At 67.8% G+C, this 18,772-nt stretch carries 15 protein-coding genes; 5 read left to right on the top strand and 10 right to left on the bottom strand.

The features are described 5' to 3' along the window. Positions 1-103: 103 nt before the first annotated feature. From AL072_RS15415 to AL072_RS15390, 6 genes are all read right to left on the bottom strand, one after another. Positions 104-1,750: a sensor histidine kinase gene (locus AL072_RS15415; RefSeq protein ID WP_045586217.1), complete on the bottom strand. Its 1,647-nt coding sequence runs from the start codon at positions 1,748-1,750 to the stop codon at positions 104-106. 147 nt (positions 1,751-1,897) lie between these two features. Beyond that, positions 1,898-3,061, bottom strand: coding sequence for an aminotransferase (locus AL072_RS15410; protein WP_045586216.1), 1,164 nt, complete (start codon positions 3,059-3,061; stop codon positions 1,898-1,900). A gap of 132 nt (positions 3,062-3,193) precedes the next feature. Continuing rightward, complete coding sequence (locus tag AL072_RS15405) at positions 3,194-3,484, bottom strand: hypothetical protein (protein WP_052710493.1); 291 nt, start codon at positions 3,482-3,484, stop codon at positions 3,194-3,196. A gap of 88 nt (positions 3,485-3,572) precedes the next feature. Next, positions 3,573-4,055, bottom strand: coding sequence for a hypothetical protein (locus AL072_RS15400; protein WP_045586215.1), 483 nt, complete (start codon positions 4,053-4,055; stop codon positions 3,573-3,575). 139 nt (positions 4,056-4,194) lie between these two features. Then, the gene (locus AL072_RS15395; RefSeq protein WP_045586214.1) at positions 4,195-5,970 is read right to left on the bottom strand and encodes an SLC13 family permease; all 1,776 of its coding nucleotides are present in this window, start codon (positions 5,968-5,970) and stop codon (positions 4,195-4,197) included. Between the two features lie 91 nt (positions 5,971-6,061). Further along, positions 6,062-8,098 (bottom strand): AsmA family protein, encoded by a 2,037-nt coding sequence (locus AL072_RS15390; protein WP_045586213.1) that lies wholly within the window; start codon positions 8,096-8,098, stop codon positions 6,062-6,064. Positions 8,099-8,318: 220 nt separating this feature from the next. Between AL072_RS15390 and AL072_RS15385 the strand changes: the two genes are divergently transcribed. The 3 genes from AL072_RS15385 to AL072_RS15375 are packed head-to-tail and all read left to right on the top strand — an operon-like array spanning position 8,319 to position 11,148. Beyond that, complete coding sequence (locus AL072_RS15385; RefSeq protein ID WP_045586212.1) at positions 8,319-9,422, top strand: hypothetical protein; 1,104 nt, start codon at positions 8,319-8,321, stop codon at positions 9,420-9,422. 2 nt (positions 9,423-9,424) lie between these two features. Continuing rightward, on the top strand, positions 9,425-10,738 hold the full coding sequence (locus AL072_RS15380) for a hypothetical protein (RefSeq protein WP_045586211.1): 1,314 nt from the start codon (positions 9,425-9,427) through the stop codon (positions 10,736-10,738). Between the two features lie 35 nt (positions 10,739-10,773). After that, a complete protein-coding gene (locus tag AL072_RS15375) occupies positions 10,774-11,148 on the top strand; it encodes a hypothetical protein (protein ID WP_045586210.1) in 375 nt (124 codons plus the stop codon). Between the two features lie 25 nt (positions 11,149-11,173). Here AL072_RS15375 and AL072_RS15370 read toward each other — a convergent pair whose 3' ends face one another. Both AL072_RS15370 and AL072_RS35320 read right to left on the bottom strand, forming a co-directional pair. Continuing rightward, positions 11,174-12,076 carry a DMT family transporter gene (locus AL072_RS15370; RefSeq protein WP_045586209.1) on the bottom strand — a complete coding sequence of 301 codons (903 nt, stop codon included), beginning with the start codon at positions 12,074-12,076 and terminating at the stop codon, positions 11,174-11,176. Positions 12,077-12,513: 437 nt separating this feature from the next. Continuing rightward, positions 12,514-12,795: a hypothetical protein gene (locus AL072_RS35320; RefSeq protein ID WP_045580520.1), complete on the bottom strand. Its 282-nt coding sequence runs from the start codon at positions 12,793-12,795 to the stop codon at positions 12,514-12,516. A gap of 58 nt (positions 12,796-12,853) precedes the next feature. Between AL072_RS35320 and AL072_RS15360 the strand changes: the two genes are divergently transcribed. Together AL072_RS15360 and AL072_RS15355 are read left to right on the top strand one after the other, a co-directional pair. Next, positions 12,854-14,200, top strand: a complete 1,347-nt coding sequence (locus AL072_RS15360) for an IS701 family transposase (protein ID WP_045582059.1) — start codon at positions 12,854-12,856, stop codon at positions 14,198-14,200. 225 nt (positions 14,201-14,425) lie between these two features. Next, positions 14,426-16,126: a methyl-accepting chemotaxis protein gene (locus tag AL072_RS15355; RefSeq protein WP_342669610.1), complete on the top strand. Its 1,701-nt coding sequence runs from the start codon at positions 14,426-14,428 to the stop codon at positions 16,124-16,126. A gap of 81 nt (positions 16,127-16,207) precedes the next feature. On the opposite strand, the gene AL072_RS15350 is transcribed toward AL072_RS15355, so the two are convergent. After that, positions 16,208-17,410: a CaiB/BaiF CoA transferase family protein gene (locus AL072_RS15350; RefSeq protein ID WP_045586207.1), complete on the bottom strand. Its 1,203-nt coding sequence runs from the start codon at positions 17,408-17,410 to the stop codon at positions 16,208-16,210. Positions 17,411-17,467: 57 nt separating this feature from the next. Beyond that, a complete protein-coding gene (gene gabT, locus AL072_RS15345; RefSeq protein ID WP_045586206.1) occupies positions 17,468-18,754 on the bottom strand; it encodes a 4-aminobutyrate--2-oxoglutarate transaminase in 1,287 nt (428 codons plus the stop codon). Positions 18,755-18,772 lie beyond the last annotated feature (18 nt).

Raw genomic sequence — 18,772 nt, 5'->3', positions numbered from 1 at the left:
AAACCGGCGCGGAGTATGCCCAAGCGGCCGGGGTTTCGCCATGGCTTTGCGGCGCCCGCCGGCAGATCGTCCGCACCGGGTCGCCGGCGGGTACGGAGAAGCGTCAGCCGGTGAATTCCAGCGTCACCTGGCTGCCCTGTCCGGGACGGCTGTCGATGCGCAGATGTCCGCCATGGGCCTCGATCAGCGACTTGACGATCGGCAGGCCCAGCCCGGTGCCGCGCCCCGGATGGGTGGTGAGGGCCGACGCCTGGCCGAAGGGAACGGATGCCTGCCGCAATTCCTCCGCCGTCATGCCGATGCCGTTGTCGGTCACCCGCAGGATGCAGCGGCCATGGACGCCCCGCCCGATCGAGATGCTGACCCGCCCGTTCTCCTGGGTGAATTTGAGCGCGTTGCCGAGCAAGTTCAGCAGCATCTGCTTGAGCGCCCGTTCGTCGGCGCGCAGGACGGCCGGAGTCGGCGGGCGGTTGATCTCCAGCCGGATGTTCTTCTGCTCCGCCTGGGGGGTGACGATGCGGACCGCCCATTCGGCGGCGGCGACGGGATCGACATCCTCCATGTGCAGGGCGAATTTGCCGGCCTGGAGGCGCGACAGGTCGAGGATGTCGTCGATCAGCGTCAGCAGATGCCGGCCCGAGGCGTGGATGTCGCGGGCATAATCGGCATAGCGCGGACCGGCGTCGGGGCCGAACATCTGGTCCCCGATGATCTCGGAAAAGCCGAGGATGGCGTTCAGCGGGGTGCGCAGCTCGTGGCTGACGCGGGCCAGGAAATCGCGGTTGACCGCCAGCGCGACGGCCAGCCGTTCGGAATTGCGGTGCTGGACCAGCAGAAAGCCGGCGACCAGCAGCACCGACACGCTGAGCAGCCCGGCGATGATCCGCATCTGGCGGCGGAAGCCGGCGACCGCCTCGGCGATGTCCACCGCGGCGATGCCGGCCGTCAGGATCAGCGGGTAGCCTTCGACCGGGCGATAGGCAATGACGCGGCGGATGCCGTCGACGGCGCTGTCCTGCCAATAGACCCCGGTCAGCGACCGCCGGGCCGCCGCCCACAGCGCCGAATCCGGGACGGCCAGCCCGACGGCGTCGCGCCCGTCCTTGGCACCGCGGGCGCGGATGATGCGGTCGAGCCCGACCAGCGTCACCACGCCGTGGCGGCCGACATCGGCCTGCCGGTAGAAGCCGGACAACCGGTCCGGATCGAGGTTGGCGACCGCGATCCCGGCGAATTCGCCCTCCGAATCCTCCAGCCGGCGGGAAAGCCGCAGCAGGGGATGGCCGGTGGCCGACGACGCGCCCTGGGGTGGCCCGACCTTCATCAGCGCCCGTCCCTCGTCCCGGTGATAGGCAAGGGCGTCGGTCCCGTCGAGCCTGTCGGGCGGACCGGTGCCCTCGCTGCGGAAAATCTGGGCGCCATCGGGAGCGAAGATGCTGAAATGATGGATCAGGGCGGCATCGTACAGCCCGTCGTCGATGATGCGGCGGGCCCTGGGCAGGCCGCCTTCCGCATAGCGCTCCGCAAAGAAGCGCAGCGTCATGTCGACGTCGTGCAGGGTGCGGCTGGTGCTGCTTTCATAGGCGCGGACCGTCGCCTCTGCATTGGCGACGGCTTCGCGGGTCTGGTTGTCCAGCATGGAGGAGGCCAGCACGGCATAGCCACCCCACACCCCGGCAAGCGCCAGGGCGGCGCCCGCCAGGACGCCGTTCCGGAAGGATGGGAACCGAAAGGCCGGGAGACGTGGCATGCCGTGCGCTCCGCCGTTCCATCGCCCCGGCCGCTCTACTGCTGTGGGCGAGTGATCGACGGAGGCAGACCGATCATCGCATCAATCGGTTAAAACTTGTCAAAATTCTCGATAATCACCATCGAGAACATTTCATGTTGTCCGCGCCTATCGGGTGGCGAAACGCTTGTGCAGACGGGCGATGGCCTCGTCGAGCACTTCGTCCTTCTTGGAGAAGCAGAAGCGAACGACGGTGGTCGGCGCGTTTTCCACGAAAAAGGCGCTGACAGGGATGGCCGCGACCTTCGCCTCCGCCACCAGCCAGCGGCAGAAGGCCTGATCGTCACCGTCGAAGCCGAAGCGGGAGATGTCGGCGACGACGAAATAGGTGCCGGCCCCCGGCAGCACGTCGAACCCGGCGGAGCGCAGTCCGGCCGACAGCCGGTCGCGCTTGGCCTGCAGCCCGTCGGCCAGGGCGGTGAAATACCCCTCCTCCTTGCCGAGCCCGTAGGCGACGGCGGCCTGGAGGTTGGGCGGGGTGGTGAAGGTGAGGAACTGGTGGGCCTTGGCCACCGGCTGCAACAGGTGCGGCGGGGCGGTGACGTAACCGACCTTCCAGCCGGTCAGTGAGAAGGTCTTGCCGGCGGAACCGATCTTCAGGCAGCGGTCGCGCATGCCCGGCAGCGTCATCAGCGGGATATGGCGGCGACCGTCGAACACGAGGTGTTCGTACACCTCGTCGCAGACGGCCAGCGCATCGAAGCGCTGCACATACTCGGCGATCAGCTCCAACTCCTCGCGGCCGAAGACCTTGGCGGCGGGGTTCAGCGGATCGTTGATCAGCACCAGCTTGGTGCGGGGCGAGAAGGCGGCCTCCAGGTCGGCGCGGCTGAAGCTCCAGTCCGGCGCCTTCAGCGAGACGAAGCGCGGCACGCCGCCGGCCAGCCGGACGATCGGCAGGTAGCTGTCATACATGGGCTGGAACAGCACCACCTCGTCGCCCGGATTGATCAGACCGAGCAGGCAGGCGGTCAGTGCCTCGGTCGCGCCGGAGGTGACCATGGTCTCGGTCTTCCAGTCGATTTCGAGCCCGTAGAAGCGGCGGGCATGGCCCGCCAGCGCCTGCCGCAGGTCGGGGGTGCCCATCATCGACGGGTACTGGTTCCAGCCGGTCAGCAGCGCATCGGCCGCGGTCTGCAGCACGTCGGCCGGCCCGCGGTCGTCGGGGAACCCCTGGCCAAGATTGATCGCGCCATGCTCCTCCGACAGGCGGGACATGACCTCGAAGATTGTGGTGCCGTAGCTGGACAGCAGCGCGTTGCCGGACTTCACCGGTATGCCTCCTCATGCGAACGGACGCACAAGATGGAGGCAGCGGGGCGGCGCTGTCCAGCATCCGCTTCCGCAGGGCTGACCCGGGGTCTTGGGGAAGGCTGCCTGGAAAGCCGTCCGGCAGGCTTCCGCTCAGCCGCGGTTCATCTTGCGCAACCGTCGGTCGCGCAGCTTCACGCGGATGCGTTCCACCGGACTGAAGATGCGGGGATAACGCCGCTTGCCCCGCACGAACAGGCGGCGGGCGTCGGCGGAATTGCGCAACACCAGCACGCCGCCCAACAGCAGCACCGGCAGGCCGCCGGGCCCCGGAAGCGGTGCGATCAGCACGCCGAGCAGCATGATGGTGCATCCGGCGCCGATCAGTGCCAACTGGCGCACGCGCGCGAAAGACAGCGTCTGGGCGGGATCGGGACGGCTCATCGACGGTTCGCAAGGCTCCAAGCTGGGAATGGCCTGCATATGGGCCGGGGGCGGCCGATCGAAAAGGCCCCCTCCCCCACGGCGCCCGTCAGTGAAGCGTCTGGGCAGGTTCCCGATGCGCAGCGCGCAGGCGGGCGGGGTCGAGGCGGCTCAGCGCCGCGTCGCGTTCGTCGGGCTTGGGTTCCCAGCCGAATTCACGGCTGAGCTGGTCGCGGGCGGCACCGGCACGGTGGGCCAGCCGGGAGCAGTCGCCCTGCCGATGCGAATCCTGCCGGTGCGAACCGCAGCGGCGGTCGGCGCAGCTTTCCAGCATCAGGCGGATCATCCGCTCACGCTTGGCGGCGTCGACATAGCCGAGCTGGTCGAAATACAGCTTGGTGAAGGCCAACTCGGTCACGCGGCCGTGGGAGACACGGTCGCCGACGATCACCGCGGCCACCAGCTCGACGCAGCGTCCGGCGAAATGCGGCAAGGGGGCGGTGCCGTCATCGGCACTGTCGAACAGGCGGCTCGGCAGGTCGACGAGTCGTCCGGTCACGTCCTTCACCAGATAGCGGCGCCACACCGACATCTCCGCCTCCCGCCCGGCTCTTGCCAGAGGGAAGCCTACACCAGTCCGGCGGTGGACGGAACCGGTCGCGCGCTACACAAAACCGTGAGGCCGCAATCCCCGTCCCGCCCGGCGACGCGCCCCGCCCTGCGAAGCCCGGTCAGCGCGGCACCAGCGGCCAGAACAGCGCGATGGCCGCGGTGCCCAGCACCACCACCATGATCGACAGCGGCAGGCCGAGCCGCCAGTAATCGCCGAACCGGTAGCCGCCCGGCCCCATCACCAGCGTGTTGCACTGGTGGCCGATGGGGGTGAGGAAATCGCAGCCGGCCCCCACCGCCACCGCCATCAGGAAGGCGTCGGGCCGCAGCCCCAGATGGGTGGCGAGACTGGCGCCGATGGGCGCCATCACCAGCACGGTCGCCGCGTTGTTGAGGAAGGGCGTCACCGCCATCGCCGCCACCATGATCAGGCCCAGCGCCCCGATGGGGGGCAGGCTCTGCGCCGCCCCGGACAGGAAGCCGGCGATCAGCTCGGTCCCGCCGGTGGTGCGCAGGGTCTCGCTGACCGGGATCAGGGAGCCCAGCAGCACCAGGATCGGCCATTCCACGGCATCATAGGCCTCGCGCAGGGTGATCACCTTGAAGGCGGTCATCGCCACCGCCGCGCCGAAGAAGGCGATGGCGACCGGCAACGTGCCGGTGGCGACCAGCACCACCGTCAGCGCCAGCACGGCGACCGCGACCGCTCGCTTGGGCGTGCGGCCGATGGCGAGGTCGCGCCCGGCCAGCGGCAGGCATCCCAGCTCGGCCAGCGTGTCCGACATGGCGGCCTGCCGGCATTGCAGCACCACGAGGTCGCCCGGCTGCAGGCGGACCCGGCGCAGCCGCTGGCGGATCGGCCGGCCACGCCGGCTGAGCGCCAGCAGATTGGCGCCGTACCGCTCGCGCAGGCTCATCTCCTCGATGCTGTGCCCGGTCAGGGCGGAGCGCTGTTCCACCACCGCCTCGACCACGGCGATGTCGTCCTCGTTCTCGACCCCCTCCAGGTCCTTGTCGTGCATCATGCGCAGGCCGGCGCGCTTGACCACGTCGGCCAGCGCCGTGGTATCGCCCTCCAGCACCAGGATGTCATCGGCGAACAGCACCCAGTGGCCGGAGGGAACGTAGCGCCGGTAATTCTCCCGCACGATGGCGGCGAGCGTCACCTCGCCCTCGCCGAACTTCTCCAGTTCCGCCACCGTGCGACCGACGAACTGGGAGCCGGCGGGCAGCCGCGCCTCCGCAGTGTAGTCGTCGATGTTGAAGGCCGGCCCGGCGGCCGACGCCCGCCCCTTCGGCAGCAGCCGGTAGCCCACCGCCAGGAAGGCAACGCCGACCACCGCGATCACCAGCCCGACCGGAGTGAAGTCGAACATGTGGAAGGGCTCGCCGGTCATCTCGGCCCGCACGCGCGAGACGATGATGTTGGGCGAGGTGCCGACCAGCGTCATCAGCCCGCCGAGCAGCGACCCGAAGGCCATCGGCATCAGCAGCATCGACACCGGCGTGCCGGTCCGGCGCGCGACCTGGAGGGCGATCGGCATGAAGATCGCCAGCGCGCCGATGTTCTTGACGATGGCCGACAGCAGGGTCACCGCCCCGGCCAGGATCACCACCTGCGCCCACACGGTGGTCATCCGCGCTGCCAGCGGCCGCATCGCCGCCTCCACCACGCCGGAGCGGCCGACGGCGGCGCTGACCACCAGGGCGGACCCGACGATGATGACGATGTCATCGGAGAAGCCGTGGAAGGCATCCTTGGCGGGGAGGATGCCGGCGGCCACCGACGCCAGCAGGGCCAGCATTCCGACGAGGTCGTAGCGCAGCCGGTCCCAGATCAGCAGCGCGATCACCGCGCCGATGATGCCGAACGAAAACATCTGTTCGATGGTCATAGAGTGGCGCGGAGTCCTTCCTGACGGAGATCGAGGGCCTGGACCGGGATATGACGGGACGCCGGCCGAGCCCCGGAGGAGCCAGGGACGGTCAGCGCGCCGAGCCGGACGCCTTCCCCCCCTCGCGGCCCCCCTCGCGGCCATCTCCCGACTTGCCGGACGCGGGCGCGCCCCTGTTTGCGCCATTGTCGGGCGAGCGGGCGTCCCGCACCAGCCGGCCACACTGTGGCTGCTCATCGCTGCCCGGGTCAAGGAACGGCAGCACGCCGGCAAGCGGCGTCAGCAGAACGCCCAGCGCCACCGCCGCGGCGCCGCGGGCGGCCGACTCGGTGGGGTCGATGCCGATATCCGGGTTGCCCAGCGTGCCGCGCACCAGCACCGGGACATGGGTGGCGAAGATCTGCGCTTCCTTCGAGTCGCCGACGATGCGCAGGTCCAGCGCCTCGTTGCGCAGGCTGACGGTGCCCTTGCCGGTGACCAGCGTTTCCGGCGTGTCGAGCACCAGCGCCTCGGCCCGGGCGATGCCCTTCTCCACCGAAAGGTTGGCGACCAGGCAGTTGAAGGGCATCGGCCGCGACCCGGTGAGGACGACGCCCAGCGTCTCCAGGATGTTGGTCTTGAGCCCCTTGACCGCGAGGGACGTGATGCGGCCGCCGTCCACCGACATGCCGATCTTGCCGTCGGAACCCGCCAGCAGGTCGGCCACCGTGCCGCCGCTGCCGGCCAGTTGGATGCGCCCGGCCACCGTGCCGCCGATCTGGCCGGCGAGCGAGGTCTCGCTGAAGAAGGCCGACAGCTTCATGGCGCGGATGTCGAGGTTCGTGCGCAGTGCCGGCACCTCGCGGCTGCCGTCCACCTGCACCGCGCCGGTGATCCGCCCGCCGCCGATCCCCAACGACAGCGGGTCGAAATGCAGGTCGCCGCCGGTCAGCCGGATCGTCAGATCGAGATCCTCCAGCGGGGTGAAGGGCGCCTCCACATGCTTGCCGCGCAGGCGGACCTCCATGTCGGCGTTGCGCAGAATTTCCACGTTGACCGGCGTGGCCGGGATGACACGGCCGCGCGCCCGGGTGGGATAGTCGCCGCTGCCGCGGGGAGAGGCCCCGATCAGGCCGACCAGATCCTGTGCCGCCAGCCGGTCGGAGGTCAGCTCGGCCTTCACCAGAGGCTGCTCGCGGTTGGTGTCCACCGACACGTCACCGGCAAGGTCGCTTTCGCCGACCTTGCCGTTCATCCCGTGGAAGGCCCACAGCCCTCCCTCGCGCGACAGGTGGCCGGAGATGGAATAGGGACGCGTCTTGGGCGTCGGGATGCCGAGGATGGGAAAGATCTCCGCCAGATCGTCGCCGCTGAGCGACACCGACAGGTCGATGCCTTCCAGCTTCACCGGCTCGGCCACCGATCCCTCGATCCGGCCCCGGGTCTTGCCGACGGCGGCGTCGATCCGGATCGGATAGGGCGTCCGGTCGTCGCGCAGGGACAGCAGCGACCCGCCCTCCACCGCCAGGGTGAAGGCCTTGCCGGCGAAATCGCCCTTGCCGTCCAGCTTCACCGTGTCGGTGTCGTTGTCACCGGTCGCGGTGCTGATGCTGTTGTCGATGTCGATGTCGCTGGTGGGATCACGGTAGCGGAGTCTGCCGTCGGCGATCGACAGCCGCCCGATCACCGGAAGGTCGCCGCGCTTGTCGGGAGTGGCGGCCTCCTTCGCGATCTCCTTGCCCGCAGTGGGCGGGCCGAAATTCCAGTTGGCCTCGCCCTTGCCGTTCTTCTCCAGGATCAGCCGGGGCGCCTGGAACGTCAGTTCCGGCAGTTCCCAGTCGCCGCGCAGGATCGGCCAGGGCCGCAGCGTGGCGTCCAGCGCCTGGATCGCCACCATGTCCTTGTCCTCGGCCCATTCGGCATTGGCGACGCGCAGCCCTTCCACATGGATGCGGATCGGGTTGCCGATATGCACGCGCAGATCGCCGTCGATGGCGACCTCGCGGTTCAGGGTGGCCGCGGCGCGCCGGGCTATGAAGCCGCGGGCATCGTTCCAGTCGAACAGCAACAGGAATGCGCCGATCCCGATCACGACGAGACCGGCCAGCCCCAGCAGGCCGTAGCCGATCCACTTGAACACCGCTGCCATCCTGCCGGCCCTCCCCGCGCAACCCTATCCTCAACGGGCCAGCGGGCGGAACGGCGAAGGCCCGAAGTGCGGGCTACCGCGAGAGAACCTCCACACCCACCCGAACGTGCTATCCCCTTGACGGTCTATATTGTATTTAACGCAAAATTCAGCTTTCACGCGTCGTAATCGGTCGATCCGCCTGCTTCGACCTTCACTGCCATCCACGGCCGCAGACAAGATGCGATCCCTTACCAATTTCGCCCCCTCCACCTTCGAGGAACGCGGCGCCGCGGTGGCCTTCACCACGCCGGTCCTGGCGCAGACCCGGGTGCGCAAGGACAGCCGCGACCTGCTTGAGGTGCTGGTTCCCAACCTGTCGGAAGGGCGCGGCGTCTACGTGGTGCCGTGGAAATCGCTGCCGCTGGCCTTCCCGATGACCGTGCACGACCGCATGCTGCACGACCTGATCGCCAAGGCCGACGGCTGCTCGCCCGACGATATCCGCAAGGCGGTGCTGGAGGCGGCGCGCTGCGGTCTGGCGGGCGCCGGTGCGGTCGCGGCGGCGGAAGCGGCGCTGCAGGACGACGAGGAGCAGCGGCTGCTGATCAACTACCAGTTGATCGTCGAGGCGCTGAAGGCGGTCGGGCTGGAATCGACCGAGATCCTGCGGATCGGCCTGACCTCGGCGGACGGGCAGAAGCTGACCCGCGGGCTGATGATGAAGGCCGCCCAGCGGATGGCGCTGGAGCCGACCGAGCTCTATGGCCGCATCGCCGAGCTGGCGGTGCTGATGGAGCCGATCGGGCTGGCGACTTCGCCCAAGCCGGCGCGGCTGCGGCGGCTGATGCGCGACCTGCAGGGCTTCCGCGACAGCATGATCGACTGGGCGACGGACAACGTGTCGGAAGCGGCCCCCATCGGCGGCTTCTGCGCCGAGGTGGCGGAACACACGGTCAACCATGCCCGCAACGTGATGGGCCAGCTCGATCAGGCGATGGGCGCATTCGAACCGCTGCTGCGCCAGTGGGAGACCAAGCGCCCCCAGATCCGCAAGGCGTCCAGCCGGCTGTCCTGGCTGCTCGACGGCTGGGAATACCTGATCCTGCTGTGGTCGGATGCCCTCACCCAGGACCGCTATACCCAGGACATGGCCGTCCACGACATCTTCCGCGTCATCCCGCTGCTGCCCAGGGACGAGGGCCGCGCCGACCAGTCGCTGCTGGCCGACAAGCTGACAACGTCGCAGCGGCGGTCGGTGCGCGCCTATGTCGACTGGCGCAGCGGCCAGTTGGACGTCGATCTCGTCATGCGGATCGAGACGATCAAGGGAAGGGCGGCCTGACCATGGAGATGAGGGATCTGGTTGCGCTGGGCGACAGGCTGATGGACATCGACGAGGCCAAGTTCCGTCAGGTGGTCGGGCTGCTGGAGCAGATGAACGACCATCCCGACATCCAGCGGACCATCGCCGTCATCCGCCCGCGTCTGGTCGAACTGCGGCTGAGCCGCCGGCCGACCCTGAAGCGCCTGTTCTGCGACCCGTTCGAGGATCTGTTCGAGGCGCTGGGGAAGGCCGACCCGATGCCGCTGAGCGTGATCGAACGGTCGCTGATGAACAGCCTGTGGCCGCTGGTCGAGGCCCAGGTAGGCAAGGAGCGGCTGTGCGGCTATGCCCCCGCCCTGCAGGCCGGGACGGAGCGCAAGGCGCTGACCGAGGCGTTCTGGGCTGAATGCGCCGCTGCCGCGACACGGCTCTCCGACGGTGCCGTGGCCGGACACTACAGCGAAGCGCTCGAGCTGCGGATGAACCCCGACCGGGTGCGTGCGCTGGCCGACATCGCCACCATCCTGTCGATCGCGCCCGAGGTGGCCGAGCTGAAGGCGGCGCTGACGCCCAAGCCGGTGCCGAAACTGCATGCCGATCATGTCGAGGCGATCCAGGCGATCGGCCGCCGCGTCTCGCGCGCCAAGCCGGACGCGCTGAAGATCTTCATCCTGCTCGCCGCCTCGCGCCTGACCGACCCGTCGGTGCTGCTGAGCGGGCTGTGGGACATGGATCTGGGCCAGAAGCCGGCCGACCGCGCCGCCCTGTTCATGGCGCTGAGCGGCACGGTGGTCGCCCAGATGGAGGAGCGCTCGCGCGCTTTCCAGAAGACCCCGCCCGGCGCCGGCACCGACCGCATGGCGGTGGCCGACCTCGCGCTCGGCCTCGTCGCCAGCCTGGACGCCACCCGCGCGGCGATGGAGCACAGCCGCAACCGGGAGTTCGACCTGCGGCTGAAGCAGGTCCGCAACTCCGTCCACGGCATGGTCAGGGATCAGGTCCTGCAGGATGCCGACAGCGGCATCGTCGCGGCGCTGGACGGGCTGGACGGCGGCAAGGACGGGCGGGCGCAGCTGGCCCAGGCGGAGAACCAGGCACGCGCCCTGCGCAAATGCACGACCATCGCCGATACGCTCGGCCTGCGCGGCGAGTTGCAGGCGATGACTCGGAAGACCACCGCGTCGCTGACCGAGAAGGCCCGGCAGGCGCTCGCCGGCCCGGCAAGCGGCAACCCGCGCACCGGCTACACCGCCATCCGCATGATCGAACTGATTGCCGGGTCGGCCGAAGCGAACAAGATCATGGACGGGATCATGAATGGCGGCCGACAGTGAGTGCGTCGGCGCCTTGCGGCTCGGAGGATCGGGTCATGGGATCGGGATACACCGGATGGCAATTGCCCGCGGAGGAGCGCGACCGTCTGCTTGCCCTGTTCCCGCCCCGCTATGAGCGGCTGGTCGCCGATCATGTGACGCTGGCCTTCGGCGTCGGCCCGCAGGAGGCGCTGCCCGCCGCCACCCAGGGCGAAGTCATCGGCACCGTCGACGACGACGAAGGGGTGCAGGCGCTGATCGTCGCCATCGACGGCGCCAGCGACCGACCAGACGGCTCCACCTATCACATCACTTGGTCGCTGCGGGACGACCGCAGGCCGATCGAGTCCAACGACGTCATCCGGGATTATGGCTGGCGCCCGGCGGAACCGGTGACGATCGCACTGGAGCCGCGCTTCTTCACGGACTGAGGGGAGGCCGGCATCGGACGCCCGCTCACGGCACCTCCGCCACGCCCTCGCCCACAGCACCGCGCTTCAGGCGCTGCTCGCGATAGACGATGAACAGGCCGCTGCCGATGATCAGGGCGGCGCCGATCCCCATGCGGATTGTCGGCGCGGTGCCCCAGACCGCGAGGTCGAGGATCACCGCCCACAGGATCGAGACATACTGGAACGGCACCACCACCGCGGCCGGGCTGAGCTGCAGCGAGCGGTTCATCATGGCATGGCCGGCCAGGGCCGAGATGCCCAGCAGCCCAAGCAGGAGAAATCCCAGCCAATCCGGCGCCGCCCAGGACCAGGGCAGAGCTGCCCCGCCGATCAGCAGGCCGCCGACCATCTGGTTGCCGACCAGCGTCAGGCTGGACGACTCGCGCAGCATGCGGGTGGAGATCACGCCGCAGGAGAAGATGAAGGCGCCGATCAGCGCCACCAGCGACGGCCACAGGTCGAAGCGGCCGGTCGGGTTGAGCACGATCACGACGCCGACGAAACCGACCAGCACCGCCACCCACCGGCGCCAGCCGACGCTTTCCCGCAGCACCAGCACCGACAGCGCGGTGACGATCAGCGGCGCCGCCATGTAGATGGTCATGACGTCGGCCAGCGGCAGATAGCCGACCGCCCAGTAGAAGCAGGCGACATCCACGGTCATCAACACCACGCGCAGCATGTGCAGCGGTAGCCGGCGGACGGCGAAGACGGCGGCGACGCCGTCGCGCAGGATCATCGGCACCAGCACCGCCAGCCCGAACAGGCTGCGCACGGCGATCAGCATGGCGACCGGATGGTCGGCTACCAACCATTTGCCGAGCGCGTCGTTCAGCGTGAAAAGCGTCATCCCGCCCAGCATCATCAGGATGCCGAGGCGGGTGTCGGTCGCGGGTGCGGCGGTCATGGGAAAGCGGCTCGGGGTTCGATTGGGTGCATGATTTGTGAAGGACGGCAGATTTCGGCCCGCCACCGTTTCGTACGGGAAACGGTATTGCGGGAATACCGATCCGGCGCAAGCCCCACCCGACTGCAATGAGCGACGAGGACGGTTGCCGATACGCCATGGCTGGCACCGATGCAGGCGGACACCGGGGCGGCGAGGGCATGATCTGCGCAAACGTTCGATGTCTTTCCGTGAGCCCGCCACAGAGGAGACAGGAACGCCGCCGTACCAACCGGCCGACCGAACCCAGGGGGAGCGGTCCACAGCTCTTTTGCGAATGCATCGTCAAATGCATCGAGCTCGTCAAGCAGCACCACCGCCGACTTCCGGATAATTCGTTATTTATTTTTTGAAAACAGCACCTTAGCTGGACTTTGGCCAATTTCGCGATGCTGGGATCAGGCGTTGATCCAGAAGTCCGGGTCATTGGCGACGTAGTCGAGGGCTCTGTCGAGCGGCATGGTGGCGACGCCGAAGGGGCCTGACGCCCCCCAACTTTCGCCGTTCCACCAGAGCACCTTCACTTTGTCCCCGTCACCGGTGGGTCGAAACCTCGCGACGGGGGCACCGTTGTGCCCGCTGAGGAGCGTGTAACCGCGGGCGACCTTGCGTACGATCACGCCGCCGCCTCGGGTGCGATTGAAGCGCTCGATCCGCTCGAGCATGGCGTCCACGCTCATCGTGATCCTCCCGTTCCAGTCGGGTTTACCCAAGGGTTCCAACCAGCGGAGCCCTGTCATGTCTCCCGTTCCAGACAGCATTGAGCGCTGGATGGCGCCCTTTGCGGCGCTGTTCACTAGGCCGACCTGGCGCCATGTCCTGGTGCTGGTTGCCGGAGCGCTTCTCACCCCTGGGCGACGCACCGTGACGGCCGTGTTGAGCATCATGGGACAGCGCGAGACCGGCAGCTTCGCCAACTTCCACCGCGTTCTCAATCGGAACCGCTGGTCGAGCCTCGCTGTCGCCCGGCATCTGTTCACGCTCCTGATCGCCGCCTTCGTGCCGCAAGGCCCGGTGGTCATCGGCATCGACGAGACGATCGAGCGGCGCTGGGGTCCCAAGATCAAGGCGCGCGGCATCTATCGAGACCCAGTGCGCTCCAGCCATGGTCACTTCGTCAAGGCCAGCGGCCTGCGCTGGATGGTGGTCATGCTGCTGGTGCCGATCCCCTGGGCCGGACGGGTCTGGGCCCTGCCGTTTCTCAGCGCTTTGGCACCTTCGGAGCGGTTTGCCCAGGATACCCGACGTCGGCATAAGAAGCTTACCGATTGGGCACGGCAGCTTCTGCTCCAGGTCAGGCGCTGGGCGCCTGGTCGCCCGCTGATCGTCGTCGCCGACAGCAGCTACGCAGCCATCGAGTTGCTCAGTGATCTACGAGCCCACCTCACCGTCGTCACGCGCTTGCGCCTGGATGCCCGCTTGTTCGAACCGGCCCCGCCACGCATTCCGGGAACGAAGGGACGCCCTCGGGTGTCGGGCACCCGGTTGCCCTCGCTTGTCCAACGCCTGAAGGATACAGGCACATCCTGGTGCCGCGTTCGGGTGAACGGCTGGTATGGCGGTGGGGAACGCCAACTGGAGATCAGCACCGGCACGGCCATATGGTATCATCCCGGCAAACAGGTCCCGATCCGATGGGTGCTGGTGCGCGATGTGCAGGGCGCCTTCGAGCCGCAGGGCTTTCTGTGCACCGATCTCCAGGCCGATCCGCTCGATGTGCTACGCTGGTTCGTTCGGCGCTGGGCCGTCGAAGTGACTTTCGCCGAAGTTCGTCGACATCTGGGGGTTGAGACCCAACGGCAATGGTCGGACCAAGCTATCGCGCGCACCACTCCGGCCCTGCTCGGGCTGTTCTCGCTGGTCACGCTCTGGGCCAACGACATCTCCGCGGGGGCAGCGATCACACCGAGGGCCGCGCCGTGGTACCGTAAAGACGAGCCAACCTTCAGTGATGCCATCGCCGCCGTACGCCTCCAACTCTGGCGTGAAATGACTTTTCCAGTATCAGCCCATCACGCGGAGATCGCGAAACCCCCGGACCCTATCCTCAACCGACTGATCCAAGCCGTCTGCTTCCCGGCGTAAATGCGCAAAGTCCAGCTTAGTCAATGATGAGAACCAAACGCTTTGCAGGATATCAATAGGAGCAACACCTAATTGCACGAACAGATGTCCTTAATACCTCATTCATACTCTACAGACATACCGGGGTAGGTATGAGCGGAAACAGAATGTGTAGTGGCATAAGTACATGCGTTTTCCCCAGCCAGTCACCGCTCCCGACCTCGAGGACATAAGAACGTATTGGGAGTGAAGAAGACCATGTTCAGCCTCAAAAATCTTTCGATCGCAAAGAAAATTGGCGGAGCATTCGCATGCCTGGTCGCCGTCTCCGTGATGGTTTCCTTTTTCAGCTATTCTAAGCTCTCATTCATCGAGAGATCGAATGACTGGACCACCCATACATATGAGGTTCTCGAAGAGGTCTCCAAGATCATGGCGTCCATGGTGGACCAGGAAACCGGTGTCCGTGGCTATCTGGTTGCCGGCGAGGACAAGTTCCTCGAGCCGTTCCGGACCGGCCAGCGTGCCTATGCCGAGGCCTTCGCGAAAGCAAAGCAACGGACTGCGGACAATCCGGTGCAGCAGGCCCGCTTGGCGGAAGTGGACCGGTTCGCCCAGATGTGGCGAACAACGGTCGCCGAAAAAGTGATCGCGCTGATGGCCAAGCCGGAAAGCCGCGAACAGGCACGCGCCCTGGAGGCTTCCGGTGCGGGAAAGGTATCGATGGACGGGCTGCGCGCCAAGATCGCCGAGATCGACAAGATGGAGCGAGACCTGCTCGTCAAGCGCGCCGCCGACCAGGCCGAGGCATTTTCAGCCTCCTACACGGTCAACCTCGTCGGCGGTACCGCCCAGATCCTCATCGCGGCCGGCGCCGGCCTCCTGCTGTCGCGGGGCATCGCCGGACCGATACGCGGCATCACCGCCGTCATGGGACGGCTGGCCGCCGGTGACAACAGCGTTCTGATCGACGGACAGGACCGCCGGGACGAAATCGGTGCCATGGCAAAGGCCGTCGAGGTGTTCAAGCACAACGCCATCGAGAATGCCCGTTTGACTGCCGAACAGGAGGGAAACAAGGCAAAGGCGGAAGCGGAACGCAAGGCGAGCATGGCGGCGCTGGCCCAGAGCTTCGAAGCCAGCGTCAAGTCCGTGGTCGAGAGCGTCGCGACGGCGTCGACCAGGATGCAGTCGGTGGCAACGTCGATGGTCGGAACCGCCGAGCAAACCAGCCGGCAGGCCGGCGCGTCGGCGGCGGCCGCCGAGCAGACCTCCGCCAACGTCCAGACCGTGGCCGCCGCCGCCGAGGAGATGTCGGCGTCGCTGGTCGAGATCTCCAAACAGGTCAACGCCTCTTCGCAGATCGCCACGCAGGCGGTCCAGAATGCGGCACGAACCAACGACACCGTTGCCGGCCTGTCCAATGCCGCGCAGAAGATCGGCGAGGTCGTGACGCTGATCCAGAGCATCGCCGGACAAACGAACCTGCTGGCACTGAATGCGACCATCGAGGCCGCGCGGGCCGGAGATGCCGGCAAGGGCTTTGCCGTGGTGGCGTCCGAGGTGAAGAATCTGGCGACCCAGACCGCCCGTGCGACGGATGAGATCGCGGCTCAGATTGCCAGCATGCAGGCGGTCACCTCGGACGCCGTCGAGGCGATCAAGGGAATCGGGGCGACCATCACCCAGATGAGTGGAATCACCGCGGCCATCGCGTCCGCCGTCGAAGAGCAGAACGCGGCCACCGGGGAAATCTCACGCAATGTCACGCAGGCCGCCTCCGGAACCAAGGAGGTCTCGGTCAACGTCATACAGGTACAGCATGCCGCCAGCCAGAGCGGCAGCATGGCAGGCCAGGTGCTGGACGCCGCCGGGGAACTCTCGCGGGAAGCCAGGACGCTCAGTTCCGCGGTTGACGACTTCCTGCGTGGCGTTCGCCGGGCCTGACGCCGAAGCGTTCCGTACCGCAAGGGGAGTGGGCCGCCGATGGCGACGGCCCCCCCTTTCACGATGTCCGCTTCCGTCGCCTCAGATCACACCGCTGTCCCGCAGCGCCGCGATGTCCACCTCGCCCAGGCCGAGAGCTTCGGCCAGGACCGTCCCGGTGTGCTGGCCCAGCGTCGGCGGAGCGGTGTCGTGGACCAGCGGCGTGGCGCTGTAGCGGATCGGGCTGGCCACCGTGGGGACGCTGCCCTGCGTCGGGTGCGGCAGGTCCTGGCGGATGTTGCGGGCCTGGACCTGCGGGTCGGCGAAGACCGCGGCAAGGTCGTTGATCGGGCCGCAGGGCACGCCGACCGCCTCGAGCGCGCCCAGCCAGTCATGGCTGTCGCGGCCGCGGATCAGCTCCTCCAGCAGCGCCACCAGCTCCTTGCGGTTGGCGACGCGGGCCGGGTTGGTGGCATAGCGCTCGTCCCGCGCCAGTTCCGGTCGCCCGGCGACGGTGCAGAACTTGGCGAACTGGCCGTCATTGCCGACCGCCAGGATGATATGGCCGTCGCGGGTGGCGAAGGCCTGATAGGGTACGATGTTCGGGTGCGCGTTGCCGAGGCGCTGCGGCGGCGTGCCGCCGACCAGGCAGTTCATCGCCTGGTTGGCCAGCACCGCAACCTGAACGTCGAGCAGGGCAAGGTCGACCTGCTGCCCCTCGCCGGTGCGGTCGCGATGGGCGAGCGCGCCCATGATGCCGATGGTGGCGTAGAGGCCGGTGAAGATGTCGGTCACCGCGACGCCGACCTTGACCGGGCCGCCGCCCGGCTCGGAATCGGGCTGGCCGGTGATGCTCATCAGCCCGCCCATGCCCTGGATCATGAAATCGTAGCCGGCGCGGTTGCGGTACGGTCCGGTCTGGCCGAAGCCGGTGATCGAGCAATAGACCAGCCGCGGGTTGACCGCCTTCAGGCTGTCATAGTCCAGCCCGTACTTGACCAGTCCGCCGACCTTGAAGTTCTCGATGACGACATCGGCCTGGGCGGCGAGCTGGCGGACGAGCTCCTGCCCCTCCGGCCGCTCGAAGTCGATGGTGATCGACCGCTTGCCGCGGTTGGTCGACAGGAAATAGGCCGACTGGTCACCGGCCCAGGGCGGCCCCCAGGCGCGGGTGTCGTCGCCGGCCCCCGGCCGCTCCACCTTGATCACGTCGGCGCCGAGATCGGCCAGCGTCTGCGCCGACCATGGCCCGGCCAGCACGCGCGACAGCTCCAGCACCCGGATGTGCGACAAGGGTCCGGCCAAGGTCTCTTCCTCCTGCTTTTATTGTCCCTCCCCCGCCGGGCGGGGGAGGGAGGATGATCACGCCGAGACCAGTTCTTCCAGGGAACGCTCGATGATGTCCAGACCTTCGTCGATCAGGGCATCCGAGGCGGTCAGCGGAACCAGCACGCGGATCACGTTGGCGTAGGTGCCGCAGGACAGCAGGATCAGGCCCTTCTCCGCCGCCTTGGCGACCAGCGCCTTGGTCAGGTCGGCCGCCGGCTCCTTGGTCGCGCGGTCGGTCACCAGTTCCATGGCGACCATGGCGCCCAGGTTGCGGACGTCGCCGACCACCGGCAGGCTGTTGCGCTGCCCCATCGCGCGGAAGCGGTCGGCGATGCGCTCGCCGATCACCTGGGCGCGCTCGCACAGCTTCTCCTCCTCGATGGCCTCGATCACCGCCAGCGCGGCGCTGGTGGCAAGCGGGTTGCCGCCATAGGTGCCGCCGAGGCCGCCCGGAACCGGCGCGTCCATCAGATGCGCCTTGCCGGTCACCGCCGACAGCGGGAAGCCGCCGGCCAGGCTCTTGGCCATGGTCACGAGGTCGGGCTCGATCCCGGCATGCTCGACCGCGAACAGCTTGCCGGTGCGGGCAAAGCCGGTCTGGATCTCGTCGACGATCATGACGATGCCGTGGGTGTCGCAGACGGCCCGCAGCGACTGGAGGAAGGCCGGGGAGGCGATGTTGAAGCCGCCCTCGCCCTGCACCGGCTCGATGATGATCGCTGCGACGCGGGCCGGATCGACGTCGGACTTGAACAGATTGTCCAGCGCCTTCAGGCTCTCGGCCTCGCTGATGCCGCGGTAGGGGTTGGGGAAGGGAACGTGGAAGATCTCGGCCGGGAACGGGCCGAAGCCGACCTTGTAGGGCACGACCTTGCCGGTCAGGCCCATGGTCAGCAGCGTGCGGCCGTGGAAGCCGCCGGAGAAGGCGACGACGCCGGGACGGCCGGTGGCGGCGCGGGCGATCTTCACCGCATTCTCGACCGCCTCGGCGCCGCTGGTGAAGAAGGCGGTCTTCTTCGGGGTCGGGCCGGGGACCAGCGTGTTCAGCTTCTCCGCCAGCTCGACATAGCTCTCGTAGGGCGTGACCATCGCACAGGTGTGGGTGAAGCGGTCGAGCTGGGCCTTGACCGCCGCCATCACCTTGGGATGGCGATGGCCGGTGTTCAGCACGGCGATGCCGCCGGCGAAATCGATGAAGCGCTTGCCCTCGATGTCCCACAGCTCCGAATTCTCGGCGCGCTCGACATAGATCGGCAGACCGGCGGACACGCCACGGGAAACGGCGGCTTCGCGCCGCGCGACGTAGGACTGGTTGCTCATGATCGTCTTATCCTTGAG

This window comes from Azospirillum thiophilum, from assembly GCF_001305595.1.
In the GTDB taxonomy this organism is placed as follows: Bacteria; Pseudomonadota; Alphaproteobacteria; order Azospirillales; family Azospirillaceae; genus Azospirillum; species Azospirillum thiophilum.
The sequence above is the reverse complement of the archived record's forward strand: the minus strand, read 5'-3'. Positions and strand labels throughout refer to the sequence as shown.

Excerpts from the sequence above, each read along its gene's own strand:
- AL072_RS15415 (WP_045586217.1), bottom strand. The coding sequence starts at position 1,750 with ATGCCACGTCTCCCGGCCTTTCGGTTCCCATCCTTCCGGAACGGCGTC.
- AL072_RS15405 (WP_052710493.1), bottom strand. The coding sequence starts at position 3,484 with ATGAGCCGTCCCGATCCCGCCCAGACGCTGTCTTTCGCGCGCGTGCGC.
- AL072_RS15400 (WP_045586215.1), bottom strand. The coding sequence starts at position 4,055 with ATGTCGGTGTGGCGCCGCTATCTGGTGAAGGACGTGACCGGACGACTC.
- AL072_RS15395 (WP_045586214.1), bottom strand. The coding sequence starts at position 5,970 with ATGACCATCGAACAGATGTTTTCGTTCGGCATCATCGGCGCGGTGATC.
- AL072_RS15390 (WP_045586213.1), bottom strand. The coding sequence starts at position 8,098 with ATGGCAGCGGTGTTCAAGTGGATCGGCTACGGCCTGCTGGGGCTGGCC.
- AL072_RS15385 (WP_045586212.1), top strand. The coding sequence starts at position 8,319 with ATGCGATCCCTTACCAATTTCGCCCCCTCCACCTTCGAGGAACGCGGC.
- AL072_RS15380 (WP_045586211.1), top strand. The coding sequence starts at position 9,425 with ATGGAGATGAGGGATCTGGTTGCGCTGGGCGACAGGCTGATGGACATC.
- AL072_RS15375 (WP_045586210.1), top strand. The coding sequence starts at position 10,774 with ATGGGATCGGGATACACCGGATGGCAATTGCCCGCGGAGGAGCGCGAC.
- AL072_RS15370 (WP_045586209.1), bottom strand. The coding sequence starts at position 12,076 with ATGACCGCCGCACCCGCGACCGACACCCGCCTCGGCATCCTGATGATG.
- AL072_RS35320 (WP_045580520.1), bottom strand. The coding sequence starts at position 12,795 with ATGAGCGTGGACGCCATGCTCGAGCGGATCGAGCGCTTCAATCGCACC.
- AL072_RS15360 (WP_045582059.1), top strand. The coding sequence starts at position 12,854 with ATGTCTCCCGTTCCAGACAGCATTGAGCGCTGGATGGCGCCCTTTGCG.
- gabT (WP_045586206.1), bottom strand. The coding sequence starts at position 18,754 with ATGAGCAACCAGTCCTACGTCGCGCGGCGCGAAGCCGCCGTTTCCCGT.